The organism is Lacinutrix chionoecetis, from assembly GCF_053604665.1.
Window position 1 is genome coordinate 317,576 of sequence record NZ_JBSHNQ010000084.1, and the last position, 15,927, is coordinate 333,502.

The 15,927-nt window shown below is 34.6% G+C and carries 5 protein-coding genes and 1 pseudogene; all 6 read left to right on the forward strand.

Features of this window, described 5'->3' with window-relative positions; all coding sequences use genetic code 11:
• Positions 1-148: 148 nt before the first annotated feature.
• Positions 149-1,741, forward strand: a complete 1,593-nt coding sequence (locus ACVC43_RS11315; protein ID WP_452224634.1) for a helix-turn-helix domain-containing protein — start codon at positions 149-151, stop codon at positions 1,739-1,741.
• Complete coding sequence (locus tag ACVC43_RS11320; protein WP_452224635.1) at positions 1,741-2,892, forward strand: tetratricopeptide repeat protein; 1,152 nt, start codon at positions 1,741-1,743, stop codon at positions 2,890-2,892. The genes ACVC43_RS11315 and ACVC43_RS11320 overlap by 1 nt, the downstream gene beginning before the upstream one ends.
• 165 nt (positions 2,893-3,057) lie before the next feature.
• Complete coding sequence (locus ACVC43_RS11325) at positions 3,058-10,407, forward strand: choice-of-anchor J domain-containing protein (RefSeq protein WP_452224636.1); 7,350 nt, start codon at positions 3,058-3,060, stop codon at positions 10,405-10,407.
• Positions 10,408-10,436: 29 nt separating this feature from the next.
• Positions 10,437-11,372: a PorP/SprF family type IX secretion system membrane protein gene (locus ACVC43_RS11330; protein ID WP_452224637.1), complete on the forward strand. Its 936-nt coding sequence runs from the start codon at positions 10,437-10,439 to the stop codon at positions 11,370-11,372.
• An 18-nt stretch (positions 11,373-11,390) separates the two neighbouring features.
• Positions 11,391-13,268, forward strand: coding sequence for an OmpA family protein (locus ACVC43_RS11335; RefSeq protein ID WP_452224638.1), 1,878 nt, complete (start codon positions 11,391-11,393; stop codon positions 13,266-13,268).
• A 142-nt stretch (positions 13,269-13,410) separates the two neighbouring features.
• A pseudogene (locus ACVC43_RS11340) lies at positions 13,411-15,927 on the forward strand (hypothetical protein); the annotation flags it as partial.

The following is a 15,927-nucleotide window of genomic DNA, read 5'->3' on the forward strand; positions in this document are numbered from 1 at the left end:
AGAATTGAAATTAGAGTTTCCATTGCTATAAATTCTTATACAAAGTTTATTATATTTACTATCTCTTATATCTAAATAGCTTAATTTACAGAACATAATCTTGTTTTTAATAATAGCTATTTAAACAAGATTTAATGATTTATAAACAATGAAATACCCTAACTCCTATTGTAATAAAATTATTTCGGTACTGAAATTTTGGGCATTTTTTTTGTTTATTACTTGTTCTTTTGCGCAGCAAAATGACCTGATTTTAAAAGCACAAGAACTGGTTTACTCTAATCCGGACGAAGCACTTAAAATAACCAAACACATTCTTAAAACAAGTCAAGACGATCAGGCAAAAGCGGTGACTAATCTTCTAATTGCAAAAAGTTATTTAGTAAAAGGTGACTTTAATGAAGCCATGAAATATGCTTTTTACGATGATAACCTTTTTAACAAAGTAAGCGACAAAACACTAATTGAACTCAATATTATAAGGGCTAAACTTTTAAGAAAAGTTTATTTAGATAAACAATCTCAAAAATACTTAAAAACAGCAACCACTTTAACTAAAAACCTCTCTTATAAGGGTATTGAGAAAGATTCCTTACAATGTCTCATTTTTTTAGAACAAATTAACCGACAAATTAACAGACTTGAAGACCAAGAAGCCTTATTAAAGATTGATAGTGTCGCAAATACATATAAATTATTTTTAGAAAACAACGTTACCGAGAAACAAAGTTTATTCCTGGCAAAAGAAAGGGCTTATAGCAATTTAGCTAAATATGATTCCGCAGCCGTATATATCGACAAAACCCTTAAAATGATCGATTCGGCACAAATAACTAATTTGTACCAAAAAGCCATTATTTATAAAGAATTAGGCCATTTATTTCTTCAAAAAAAAGAATTTTCAAAATCTGAAGAAACACTTTTTATTGCTTCAAAATTTGCAGAAATTATAAATAATCCCATTTTATTAATGGAAATTAATAATGAGTTGGCTATAAATTATTTAGCCACTAATAAAAAAATACAACATAAAATATATAACGATAGATTTCTAACTTTAAATAATCAAGTTAAATTAAATGAACAAGAGGCTGTAAATACGCTCTACAATATTTTATCGAAACAAGAAAAGCAATTAATTAACAATGAAAAGCAGTTACATAATAAATACCTCTATTTTTTATTGGCCTCTATTTTATTAATTGTAATTATTGGTGTTTATTTTATAATAAAAAGCGAAAGCAGAAAAAAAAGACTTAGAGAGATTATTAATTATTTAAAAGTTAGTAGAAGTAACTATCTTAATGCTAAACCCACCAAAAAACCGAAACCTAAAGGCATTGTAATTCCAGAAGAAACAGAACAGGCCATTTTAGTTAAATTGAAAAAATTTGAAACCACAAAAAAATTCTTAAACAAAGATATGTCTTTAGCCGTTTTGGCAGGACAATTTGAAACAAATACAAAATATTTATCTGGTGTTATAAATAAACACTACGATGATAATTTTAACACCTTCATTAATAAACTACGTATAAACTACATTATAGATAAATTACAAAACGATGCTAATTATATTAATTATAAAATTAGTTTTTTAGCCGAAGAAAGTGGTTATTCTTCGCATAGCAGTTTTGCTACAGTTTTTAAAAGTATTGTTGGCATGTCTCCTGTAACTTTTATAAAACTAATTCAAGAAGACAGAAAAAAAATAAATTTAAAAAAAATAGTTAATTCCTAATGAAGCATTTTTACTATTTAATAATTTTATTCTTTGGTCTGCAAACAACTGCCAATGCCTTTAAGCAAGAGATAAACACACAACAAATTGATAGTGTTTTATCTGCCAGCATGGTTAGGGTATATGAAAACCCAGATGAATCTATAGCAATAGGGCAAAAGGTTTTTGAAGACAGCAGTTATACGCTTAAAACAAGAACAAAAGCATTAATGTTGTTGTCTTTAGCACACACCTCGAAACGTAATTACCAAAAAGCTTTAGAATACATTTTAAAAGCCGATGAATTATCTAAAAACCTTGACGATAAAGTTTTACAAACAGAGATTTTATTTAGAATTGGAATTTTATATCAACAACTACGCATATTCGACAAATCTATAGAATATCTTGAAAAAACAGAGCAAGCAGCATTAGTGTATCCTATTCGAAATTCTGTAGGCAAATACTTGGCAAACAGTTATACTGTAAAAGGCTTTATTTATAAGGATAATTTAAATTGCGACATTGCCTTAGAGTTTTTCGATAAAGGTATAGCAGAGTATTTAAAACTAAAAAACATAGAGGTTAATACAAATTTAAGCATCGCTTATTATAATAAAGGTAATTGCTACATACAACTTTTAGAATATGAAAAAGCCAAAAACAGCTTTAACAAATCTCTATCACACGCAAAATTAGAAAAAGCTAACAGTTTAATTGCCTTTGCTAAAAAGGGACTGGCTGCTGTTTATAAAGAAGAAGAAAAACATCAACAAGCCATCAACTTATTAGAAACCGCATTAAAACAATCTGAAAAAGTTGGAGATTTAGTTTTAAATTCAAGTTTGTATGTCGAGTTATTCGAAAACCATTTGGCACTAAACCAATGGGAAGACTATCAAAAATATTACAATCTATATTCTATTACAGAGCTTAAAATAAAAACCTCCGAACGGTATTCGATAGATGATTCCCTTGCTGATAATACCAACAATGTTGACAAAGAAATAAGGCACATAGAAAAGCAATTTAATAATAGGCTTAAATGGTTCTTTATTGTAATTATTATAATTGTTTTAGTTGTGTTTTTTATAGAAAGAAAAAATAAAAAAACAATCAAATCACTAAAAAACGAGATTAAAATCATTCAAAACCAAAAACCTAATCCGTAAGTTTAAATCCTTAATCGGAAACACTTAACCTGGTAAAAACCAATTACTTACCAGCGTAATCCGCCTTTCAAATTTCAGTAATTATCAAAGACATTGTCTTTATATAGGGTACTTCTTTTTGTATATTTATAATGTTAAATCTAATCTAACAGAAAATATCACAATATGAAAACAAAGTTACAAACCGCTGTAGCAATCCTTCAATCTATTTCGTTGGGTACTATCTCAAAGTCTAATACCAAAGTATTGAATAATAATTTAGTAAAAGCAAACATTAAATTCGCTTTTATACTCTTATATGTTCTGCTTTTTTCTGGAAAAAGTTTTTCTCAAGTATCTGAAGATTTTAATAGTGGTATTCCAAGTACATGGACAGTATTTGGTAACATATCAGCCAATATAGATTGGTCATCTACCACAGATGGATACTTAGGCACAAATGGTGCATCCATAGACCCAAGTGCAGATAATATAGGCGCTGGTAATACTGGTCAATATTTTTTAGTTACACCGCAATTTGCTGTGCCAGATAATGGAGAAATTCACTTCTTTACAAAACAAGGGAGTGATACGGATAATGGCTCGCAATATGAAATAAGAATTTCTACTGCTACACAACCTGATATTACCGCTTTTACAACTGTTTTACAAGCTTATAATGAAACCAATTTAAATAATGGGTCTCAAACAACATACGAAGAAAAAATTATAGAAATACCAACTTCTATTCCTGCAGGATTAAACGTGTATATCGCTTTTGTCGCCATTAATACACAAACGGGAGCAACACCTACTGGTGATGAGTGGTTTGTAGACGATGTCTCTATTTTAGAAGGCTGTATAGAAATCGATGATAATGATGTAACTATCGATGCTATAACCGTAGAAGGCGCACAAGTAACGTGGACTCATCCTACAGCAACAAATTTCGAAATACAGGTTTTACCTCAGGGAGGAGTTCCTGCAACCAGTGGTATTCCTGTAAGTGGTACAACTTACACATTATCCAATTTAGATGAAGACACCGATTTTGATATCTATCTTTCTGCAATTTGTGATAATAACACCCAAAGTGCTTTTACAGGACCATACACCTTTAGTACATTAAAATTTGGACTCTCTTGTGATGCTCCAATACCTATTCCAGATATTTCAACGACACCATATATTTTAGTCGATAATTTGGATAACTGGGAAAATCCAGATGTTACTTACACAACACAAGGCAGTAACTGTGTTCCAGGTACAACCAGTACTAATTACCTTAACGGAAACAAAATATTTTTAAGCTATACACCAACTCAAGACGGTTTACTTACTTTAACTCAAACTGTAAATGTTGAAAATGGTGGTGGTACAGATAATTGTTTTAATAATAGAAGTTCACTCTTTATTTACGATAGCTGTGCGAGCGTTGGAGTTAACTGTGAGGCTGGAGTAACGACAGATACTAACAACACCCAACAAATTATTCCTAATTTCTTGGTTACTGGCGGACAAACTTACATTATCGTTGTTTCATCAGAGCTTTCAACTACAGCAGGCATCTGTTTTTCTTTAGAGATAGAAAGCCCTACCTGTGCGCCTCCTGGTGATATAATTTATAATGATTTAACAGACAATAGTGTTAGCTATACTTGGGATAATATTGGCGGTTTTGCAGATTCTTGGGAATATGCAGTAGTACCAACAGGATCTGGTGAACCTACAGGTAGTGGAACACCTACAAGTACAAATACCGATAACCTTATTAATACAGGATTAGCTCCTGCAACAACTTACGATTTTTACGTAAGAGCTGTATGTAGTGGAACGCCTGGAATCTGGAGTGATCCTTCAACTTTCACCACGCAATGTCTTGCATTCGACACACCATATTTTACAGATTTTGCTTCGGCAACCAACGCAACTCCAGAGCCTTGCTGGACAACCTTAGATGCTAATAACGATGGTATTTCATGGGCATTTATTGGTGGTTATGCAACTTTATTAACTCGAATTAATAATGTGAATGGTATAAGCAACGATTTTTATGCTTCTCCGCAAATTAATTTCGATGGTGTAACACAAAAAAGATTACGCTACAAGCATAGAACCACACAAGGTATTTCAACATATTCTGTTAGACTGTCTACAACGGGAGTTGGTCCAGATAATTTTACAACTGTAGTTCTACCAACAACCTCAATTAATAATACCACCTTTCAAGAAATTATAGTGGATATTCCACCAGCTATTAGTGGTCAGGTTAATATAGCTTTTATAGTCGAGCCTAACACAACTGAAACTGCACTAAGGCTTTCTATTGATGATGTTTATATTGAAGACAAGCCAACTTGTCCAAATCCTTTAAATCCATTTGTACTTGAGTCAAGTATTACAACAGATTCTGCATGGTTATTATGGACTGCAGGCGACAGCGAAACGCAATGGGAAGTGGCTATCCAAGACGAAGGCACAGGTATTCCAACTGGAAGTGGCACATTAGTATCTTCAAATTTTCCTTATATAGCAAGTGGTTTAAATTCTGGAAACAGATACGAATTTTATGTTAGAGCTTATTGTGCTGCCAACGACCAAAGCGAATGGGTTGGTCCAGTATTCTTTACAACCTTATGTGAACCTTACGATTCTCCATTTTTTGAAAGTTTTAATGACGACGACGCGAACACACAAAAATTTTGTTGGGAAATAAACGACGCTAATAACGATAATGCTACTTGGACAATAGACGAAGATCATGCGCTTTTACAAACATCGGCTTTTTCTCCACCGTCTGGTTTTGATGATTATTTAATTTCACCAGCCATAAATGTAGATGGCGTAAAGGAGTTAAAGTACAAATACAGAGCAGATTTTTCATTTTTTACTGGCCCTCCACGATTTGGATTGGAAGTGTTAATGTCTACAACAGATACAAACCCTTCAAGCTTTTCTGTAATTTCTCCACTGGAAATATTTACAAATTCAAGTTATTTAGAAAAATCTATAATAATACAGGCAACAGGTACCATTTATATAGCATTTAGAGTACCGCCAGAATTTACAGGTGGTTGGTCTGTACTTAGTTTAGACGATGTTAGCATAACCGATGCTCCTGCATGTCCTAATCCATCAAATTTAACAGTAGACACTACTTTTACAGATGGTGCAGATCTGTCTTGGACAGCTGGATATACTGAAACAAACTGGAGTGTTATGGTGCAACCTGTAGGTTCAGGAATTCCTACAGGAACAGGAGTTCCTGTAACAGCTACTAATTATTCGGCTACTGGATTATCTCCAGATACAGAATACGAATTTTATATTATGGCTAATTGCGGCACAGATGATAGTGAGTGGGTTGGACCAGTTACTTTTTCTACCCTATGTTCGCCATTTACTACACCTTTTGTAGAAACTTTTAATACAGATTCCACATCCGAAAGTTGTTGGAGCGTAGTTAACGATAATAATGATGGTGAAACCTGGGAACTTAACAGTGCGTCTTTTCCTTTTGAAGGCGATCAAGCTGCTGCTATGTTTACCGGAACCAATGGACAGAATGAAGATTGGTTAATCTCACCAACTATTACCATTACAAACAATCAAAGGTTACGTTATTATTACAGAGTTAACGACAGCTTTTTTACTGAAGATTTAGAGGTATTATTATCAACTAATGGTACAGGTTTAGATCAATTTACAACGGTTTTATATGATTCGGATAACGATCCTGTATTAATTAATAATGTAGAGTATAAAGTTAAAATTATTAATCTTCCAGCTGGCATAACTGGAGATGTAAATATTGCTTTTCATGTACCATTTTTTCCAAGTACTTTACCTTACAGAGGTCAAACATTGGTTATTGATAATGTTAATATTGAAGACATACCTGATTGTCCGGAACCAACTAATATTTTATTAAACAATATTACAGATACTGCAGTTCAAGTTGCTTGGGATGCTAACGGAGCAGAAACAGCTTGGGAAATATCTGTACAACCAGCTGGTACACCAGCTCCTGTGGGAGATACAGATCCTAGTTATTTATATAATGCAACTACAAATCCATTTACAGTAACTGGCTTAACTGCTTCAACCATGTACGACATCTACGTAAGAGCTGTCTGTTCCGGAAATAACGGAGAATGGACAGGTCCTGAAGAAGTTACAACAAAATGTAGTTTCGATAATTTATGTCAATATACCTTTGTACTAACAAGTGATTCCAGTATTTCTTCAGAATTAGAGATTACTCAAAACAATCAAGTAGTACAATCGCTTCCATTCAATGGTACTACAAGCGAATCGTTTAATGTGTTATTATGCAACGGTGTTGAATTTTCGGTTTATTTCGATACCTTAGGTAGCTCTGCACCTCAATATGCTAATTACCAATTCGATATCCTTGATTCTCAAGGCGCTACTGTGTATTCAAGTCCTACAGGTTTATTACCTAAAACGACGGTATATACAGGTGCTGCTCTTTGTGGTACTGTTACTTGTCCGCAACCAACAAATTTAAGTGTAAGTAATACCTCTGTTTTTTCATGGACGGCTAACGGTAGTGAAACACAGTGGGAAGTGGCAATACAACCATTGCAAAACGGAACTATACCACAATCTGGAACCATAGTTTCAACAAATTCATACACACCAACCGATGCAGACTTTAGCGATTTAAATGCTGCAACTTATGAGTATTTTGTAAGAGCCGTTTGTGGTACAGATGATAAGAGTTATTGGTCTGGACCTTACGAGTTTGTTAGAAACGATGACATTTCCAATGCTATCACAATTCCAATTAATACAAATGAAGTCTGTACAGATTCTGGAACAGTAGTTTCGTTTATCAATGCTACTACATCTTCAGAAGCCATGTCGTGCAATGGATTAAATGGTGGTGACGTTTGGTTCGATTTCACAGCGCAATCATTAATACACATAATAGAGATAAATAATTTTAATGGCAGTTTACGCGATAGTAATGGAGACCCTGCTTATCCGGAAATAACTACAACTTTATATAAAGATAATGGTGGAGGAAATCTTGATGAAATAACCTGTAGTTACGATAATCTTATTGTTGCTATGTACTCTTCAGAATTAATTATAGGAGAAAACTATAAAGTGAGATTAACCTTAAATAGCACAGATGCAACAGAATACTTATTTAATGTTTGTATTAAAACACCAACAGATCTTTGTTTTGTAGATACCGTTAACGGTAACTTTGAAGAACCAAGCTTAAATGGTTTAAGTGGTGTAAATACTATTATCTCAGTAAATACAATTCCTGGATGGCGCTCCAACTTAGATTCATCTAATAATATTTTCTATTGGGAATCACTTAATGCTCCTGGTTTTGAACCTTATGAAGGCGGCCAATCGCCTCAACTGCTGTCAGATCAAGGCACAACAATAGATCCTAACGATCCAAATATAAAAGGCTATTACAGAGATTTTGATACTTCAGAAATAACTTTATTCGATTATAGTTTTGCTCATCTTGCTCGCTTTGATGGCAATACCCTTCAATTATTCGCTGGACCTCCTGGTGGCCCTTACACTATGGTTAATAGTCATTTAGGCGCTACACAAGCATGGACGGTAGTAACTGGAGAATACCAGGTACCAAACGGTCAAAATACTACACGATTTATATTTAGAGCCAGTGATGGAGATGACATAGGTAATGTTTTAGACGCTGTAAACTTTCTGCCAAATAACGAAATTATTACAACTCCATTTACTTTAGATTGTGATAGTGCAAATGCTACTGTAGAGGCCAATGGTACTGGAACATGGGTGGCAAGCGACACAAATCCTGGAATGGTTACCATAGCAGATGCTAATAGTAATTCAACATCAATTACTAATTTCGTGCAGCCTGGTGTTTACACATTTACCTGGCAAACACGCTATTGCTCTTATAATATTGATATCACGTATAATGGTATCGCAGATGTGCCAACAGTACAAACACCTGTTACGTATTGTCTAAACGATACAGCACAACCACTCACGGCTTCAACTTCTGGAACCCATACCTTAATTTGGCATACTCAACCTGTAGGTGGTACTGGTAGTGCAACCGCACCTACACCAGATACTTCTGTAGTGGGAACCACATCGTACTACGTAGCGTATGTTGATAATACTGGTTGCGAAGGCCCTCGTGCCGAAATAGAAGTTATTGTAAGCGACTCGATTACACCAGAATTAACATTTAGTTATGCAGATACATGTGTCGTGGCAACTCAAAACCCAACTCCAACAGCTGTAAACGGATTTGAAACTGGTGGCACATACACATCATCTACAATTACTGTTGATGCAACTACTGGTGAAATTGATATGGCTTCGGCATCAGTAGGACTTCACGATGTTACATATACTTTTGATGGTGACAGTGCTAACTGCTTGGCAGCCGGTACATTTACTGCCACTATAGAATTTACAGCAGCCGCTGTTCCGGTTACTATGTTTAATTATGGTACTCAACCTTACTGTATATTACTAACCACCAATCCTTCACCAACATTAGATGCTGGTTTTACAACTGGTGGTACGTTTAGTTCTACAACAGTAACGGTAGATGCAAACACTGGAGAGGTAAATCTATCGACTGCAACAGCAGGTACACACGATATTACTTATACTGTAGATGCAGATACTACTGCATGTGCGGATGATGGGACATTTACAACGGCAATTGAAATTACATCAAGCACAGCGCCAATTACAGATTTTACTTATGTAAACGAAGTGTATTGTGCAGATAGTAATAATGTGTCGCCAGATTTAGCAAACGGATTTACTACTGGAGGTACTTTTACTGCTGAGAACGGACTCTCTATTAATGCCATGAATGGTGAAATTAATTTAACAGCAAGTAACGTTGGAGATTACGTAGTTACTTATGAAATTACAGAAGATACCAACACCTGTACAGAAGGTAGCATGAGCACTTTCGCTGTTACCGTTTTGGATACTATTCAAGTATTAGTTGAAGGAGCTTGTAATGATAATGATTACATTTTAACGGCATCTCCATTTAATAATTCCTATAATAGTAATGACGCAACTTACACATGGATGGATGCAAATGGGAATACGGTTGGAGACAATTCAGAAACCTTTAACGTAACAAATTATGCACAGGGTAATTTAAATATTTCTGCGCCATTACAATTTTCTGTTACTGTAGATTTTGAAGGATGCTCAATTACAGAAATAGTTGTGGCTGAACAGTTAGAATGTATTGAAAAAATGATTCCTAAAGGTATTTCTCCCGATGGAAACGGTAAAAATGACACTTTAGATTTAACTGGTCTTGGAGTTACAAATATTATAATTTTTAATCGATACGGTAGTGAGGTATTTACCTTTAAAGGAAATTATACTAACCAATGGCACGGACAATCTAATAAAGGTGACAATCTACCAGATGGTACCTATTTCTATAATATAGAAAAACAAAATAGCAGCTCGGTTACAGGGTGGATATATATTAATAGAGCACACTAACCAATAACGAAATACTATAGCACATTAAGATGAAAAAAATATATTTCACAATAGTCTTCGCACTCACTATTTTAATGAGTGTAAATGCACAACAAGATCCACAATACACGCAGTATATGTATAACATGAACGTTGTCAATCCTGCCTACGCAGGCTCAAAAGAAAATTTAGCTATTGGTTTGCTTTACCGCTCACAATGGGTAAATATTGACGACGCCCCAAAAACAGCTACACTTTCGGTACATAGTCCTGTAGGTAAAAACGTTGGTTTAGGTCTGTCGGTAGTTTCAGATAAAGTAGGTCCTGTAGAAGAAAATAATATATATGCAGATTTTTCATATACATTAAATTTAGGTGGAACCCATCGTTTAGCCTTAGGACTAAAAGCAGGTGCAACATTTCAAAACATTGGGCTGTTTAGCGACATAGGTAATGGGTTTGTTAATGATACAAATGATGAAGCCTTTAGCCAAAACACGAACAACACACATTTAAATCTGGGAACAGGCGCATTTTATTATACAGATAAATATTATATCTCATTTTCTGTACCCAATATGCTTAAAAACACGTATTTAGATGTCACCAATAATGGTCAGGAATTTGCCTACGGAACAGATGTTTTGCATTATTTCCTTTCTGCTGGTTACGTATTTAATCTTTCAGAAAACACGAAATTTAAACCTTCATTTTTAATGAAATCTGCATTTAATGCACCAACATCTTTGGATGCTTCGGCTAACTTTCTTTTCTTTGATAAGTTCGAGATTGGAGCAACCTATCGTATAGACGATTCTATTGGAGCAATGGCTAATTTTGCCGTAACTCCTGATCTTAGAATTGGTTATGCATACGATTATGTTACTTCAGAACTTAACGCAGCAACTTCAGCTTCGCACGAAGTAATGTTGTTATTCGATTTAAATGCAGCTAAAAAAGTATCTATATCACCAAGATTCTTCTAAATAATAAAAACCAATAAAATGAAAAATATAATTAGCCTTTCTTGTTTATTTTTATTCTTTAATCTAAGTTTTGGGCAAAACAGCAAAACAGAAAAAGCAGATAAACTTTTTGAAACTTATCAATTTGTGGACGCTATAGAAGCGTATCAAAAATTAGTTGATGATAGAGACGCAAACGCTTATGTGTATAAACAATTAGCCGAAAGTTATTACAATGTTTTTAATATAGATGAAGCTGCAAAGTGGTACGAGAAAGCCATAAAATCTAAGCAAAATGCTGAAACTTATTTTCGTTATGCGCAAGTTTTAAAATCGCAAGGAAAATATGAAGAAGCTAACAGGCAAATGGATACCTTTTCTAAAATGATGCCTAAAGACCAGCGCGCCATCGCCCATATGGAAAACCCTAACTACGTACCTCAATTGGCAGATAAATCGAAATTATTTAATGTTGAAAACACGAATATTAATGACGCTAAACAAAGTGATTTTGGTGCTGTCTTATCTAACGATAATATTTTATATTTTGTAAGTACCAGAGAAAATTCTAAAAAGGAGGACAACTGGACAAAGCAACCTTATCTTGATATTTACAAATCTATTAGAAATACAGACGGCACACTGTCTGAACCTGAAGAAGTTAAAGAACTCAACACCGTGTACCACGATGGACCACTTACCATAAGTGCAGATGGAAAAATCATGTATTTCTCTAGAGATGGGCATAGTGAAGGTGCGTTTAAAAAAACCAAGAATAAAAAGGTAAAATTAGCGCAACAAGGCTTATATAAAGCAACTTTAAATGATGGGAAATGGGGAAACATACAAGCGTTACCCATTAACAGCAATGATTATACAGTTAGTCACCCAAGTTTAAGCAGTGATGGAAAAACCCTGTACTTCGCTTCTAACATGCCAGGAGGAATAGGAGATACAGATATCTGGAAAATTAGTATTAATGGTAATAACTACGGAAAACCAGAAAATTTAGGAAAAAACGTAAATACCTCTGGCAAAGAAGGCTTTCCTTTTATTAGTGATACTATACTTTATTTTGCATCAAGCGGAAGACCAGGTTTTGGAGGTTATGATATTTTTAAATACTCCATTACTACCAACGAAAAAGCCGAAAACTTGGGAAACGGTATCAACACTAAAAGAGATGATTTTTCTTTTAGTGTTAACAGCGCAAAAAAAATAGGCTATTTTTCTTCAAATCGATCTGGAGTAGATAATATCTATATGGCCATACCTATTTGTCAATTTGAGGCGGTTACTTTAGTTACAGATGCTAACACTAAAGCAAACTTATCTAATGCTGTCGTTTCAATCTACGACCAGGAAAACAACATCATCACCACGCAAAAAACAGGTCGTGATGGAAAAACCAGTTTTAATATTACCTGCGACGATAGCTATACGATTAATGTTGCTAAAGATGGATACGAAACGGCTTCCTTTCCGGTAGAAAATTCTGATGGTATTCAAATAACTGTAGATGCAGCTTTAAAACCTGTTGCTGAGGTAAATGAATTAATAACCGAAACCGAGGTAAAACTTCAAAATATTTATTTTGAATTCAACAAAAGTAACATCACACAACAAGGTGCACTTGAATTAGATAAATTAGTACGAATAATGAAAGATTATCCGGACATGGAAATTTTAGTTAGGTCACATACAGACTCTAAAGGAAGCGCTGCATACAATAAAAATCTTTCTGAAAAACGTGCCAAAGCAACTGTACAGTATGTTATTTCTAAAGGCATAGACAGAAACAGGTTATCATCAGCAGGTGTTGGAAGTAGTGAGCCAAAAATTGATTGTAAATCTAAATGTACAGATTACGAAGATGCACAAAACAGACGTTCAGAATTCTTAATTGTAAAAAAATAAATTTAAAGGTTTTACTATAAGAAAATTAATATTTATAGTAGGAATTTATTAACTATAATTGTTTTATGTTTAAGCACATTTAGACTATTAAACTAAGAGTTTATAAAGGTGTCGCAGTATTTATTCACCACAAAAGAAGCAGATGAAGAAGTCCTTAATTTTAGTTTTTTTAATACTACTATTTTCCCATGCCAATGCGCAAGAACCTAACGATTGTATAAATGCCATTACCGTTTGTGGAAATGGTAATTTTATGTCTAATGCAAATGGTATTGGCGCAACTCAAGAAGTGTCTGCTTGCGGTGGTGGTGAAAATAACTCTTTATGGTTAGAAGTTAATATTGTACAAGCTGGAACATTGGGCTTTGAAATAATTCCTGACAATCCAGATATTATGGTAGATTTCGATTTTTGGGTATTTGGTCCAAATGTTAACTGTGGTAACTTGGGTAATCCTATTAGATGTGCAACCACAAATCCTAATGATGCTGGATTAGCAAACAATCATACAGGTATTAATGGAAGTACTACTTTAACTCAAACTGGCCCAGGCGCTAATGGTAACGGTTATGTATTTTGGCTTAATGTAAATGTAGGAGAATCTTATTATATAGTTATAGACAGGTTTTTTGGTGACGACGGATTTGAAATCCAATGGACTGGTACTGCTACTAATGGTACTGGTGCCTTTCCTTCTCCTCCAACCGCTAATGCTATTGATGATGTTTTACAATGCAGTAGTAATCCTAACATAGCAATATTCGATTTAAGCAGTTTAGAAAACAGTATCAATTCTAATCCAATTAATACTATAGAATTTTACGAAAGCTTAGCCGATGCAGTAGATGATGTTAATGAACTTCCTGGTATTTATGCCAATACTTCAAACCCGCAAACCATATATGCTAAAGTTAAATCTTCGGGCACAAATTGTTATACCTTAATAGACTTCGATTTAATTGTTACACCTATTCCAGATGCAACATTAACGGTTTCAAGTAACGCAATATGTGATGGAGATTCGGTAACATTCACCATAACAGGTACACCAGATGCTGCTGTTAATTATAATATAGATGGAGGTGCAACGCAACAAATTATATTAGACGCAACAGGAGTAGCAACCATAATACAATCACCAACAGTTAACACAACACTTAACTTAGAAAATGCTCAGGTACTCAATAATTCGGGAGCTGTAGTCTGTACGCAATCAATAACAGACAGTGAAACTGTAACAATATCTTCAATCACCGCACCAACTGTAATAAATAATTCACCAGTATGTGAAGGTGAGGATGGCATATTACAGTTCTCTGGAGACCCAAATGCCACTATTTCTTATACCATTAATGGAGGTGCAAATCAAACCTTAAATTTAGATGCTGCAGGAAATTTTACATTAACTATTCCTGCATTAAATACAAATACCACTGTAGAAATTATTTCAGCTACAAGTGCCACACCTCCTAACTGCGTACTTGCTATTAATTCAACCGAAACCATTCAAGTTAACCCATTACCAACCGTCATACCTCCTAACCCACTTTTAGCCTGTAATAATGGAACTAATCCGAATTCTGCTCCCTTTAATTTGGATGCCGAAAGTGATGCCATTGCAAATAATGCTACAAATGTTACCGTTACGTATTACGAAACACAAATAGAAGCTGAAACAGGAAATCCAATTGATGCATTGGTTTCTCCTTATGATAGTACATCTGCAAATCAAACTATTTATGTTCGTGTGGAAACAAATTTAGGCTGTGTCGCTTACACGACAATGGACTTGCAAGTAGTTGGAGCTCCCATTGCTAATATTGCAACACCTTTACAAGGTTGCGATGATAACAATCAGGGTTTTGATATTTTTGACTTAACACAAGCTGAAGCTGAAATAATAGCAGGAAACACACAAACGGTACAAGTTTCCTTTTACATTTTACAAACCGAAGCTGAAGCTGGTACACCAGAGATTGCAAATTCTACTACATTTCAAAATACCATGGCATACAATCAAACCATCCATGTACGCGTAGATTCTGATGCTACCGATTGCTATAGTGTTACCACTCTTGATTTGGAAGTTTTTAACACGCCAATGGTAACCACAATTCAATCTTTTGATGTCTGTGATGATGCCAGCAATAATGGCTTTGCACCATTTAACTTAGACTCTCAAACGCCAATTTTATTGGGTGGCGCTACAGATGTTACAATTTCTTATCATGCATCTCAATTAGATGCCGAAAACGGAGCAACTCCTTTAACCAGTCCTTTTACCAATACAAGTAATCCACAAACAATTTTTGTACGTGCAGAAAACGATTTTAATACGGATTGTTATGAGGTAACTACGCTTTCTTTAAATGTTACCCCACTTCCAACCCTCATCGCACCCACACCATTAGAAGTTTGCGACGACGGCACACCAGACGGTTTTACAGCCATCGATTTAACCATAAAAAACAACGAAATAACAGGCAGCAATCCAGCCTATAGCGTTACGTATTACCTAAATCAGGCAGATGCAGACGCTCAAACCAACCCATTACCAAATACCTACACTAATATAAGTAACCCGCAAACCATAGTGGCAGGTGTGCTCAATACCAACACCAGCTGTTACAATACAATCACATTAGACCTGGTAGTTGAG

Excerpts from the sequence above, each read along its gene's own strand:
- ACVC43_RS11325 (WP_452224636.1), top strand. The coding sequence starts at position 3,058 with ATGAAAACAAAGTTACAAACCGCTGTAGCAATCCTTCAATCTATTTCG.
- ACVC43_RS11330 (WP_452224637.1), top strand. The coding sequence starts at position 10,437 with ATGAAAAAAATATATTTCACAATAGTCTTCGCACTCACTATTTTAATG.
- ACVC43_RS11320 (WP_452224635.1), top strand. The coding sequence starts at position 1,741 with ATGAAGCATTTTTACTATTTAATAATTTTATTCTTTGGTCTGCAAACA.
- ACVC43_RS11335 (WP_452224638.1), top strand. The coding sequence starts at position 11,391 with ATGAAAAATATAATTAGCCTTTCTTGTTTATTTTTATTCTTTAATCTA.
- ACVC43_RS11315 (WP_452224634.1), top strand. The coding sequence starts at position 149 with ATGAAATACCCTAACTCCTATTGTAATAAAATTATTTCGGTACTGAAA.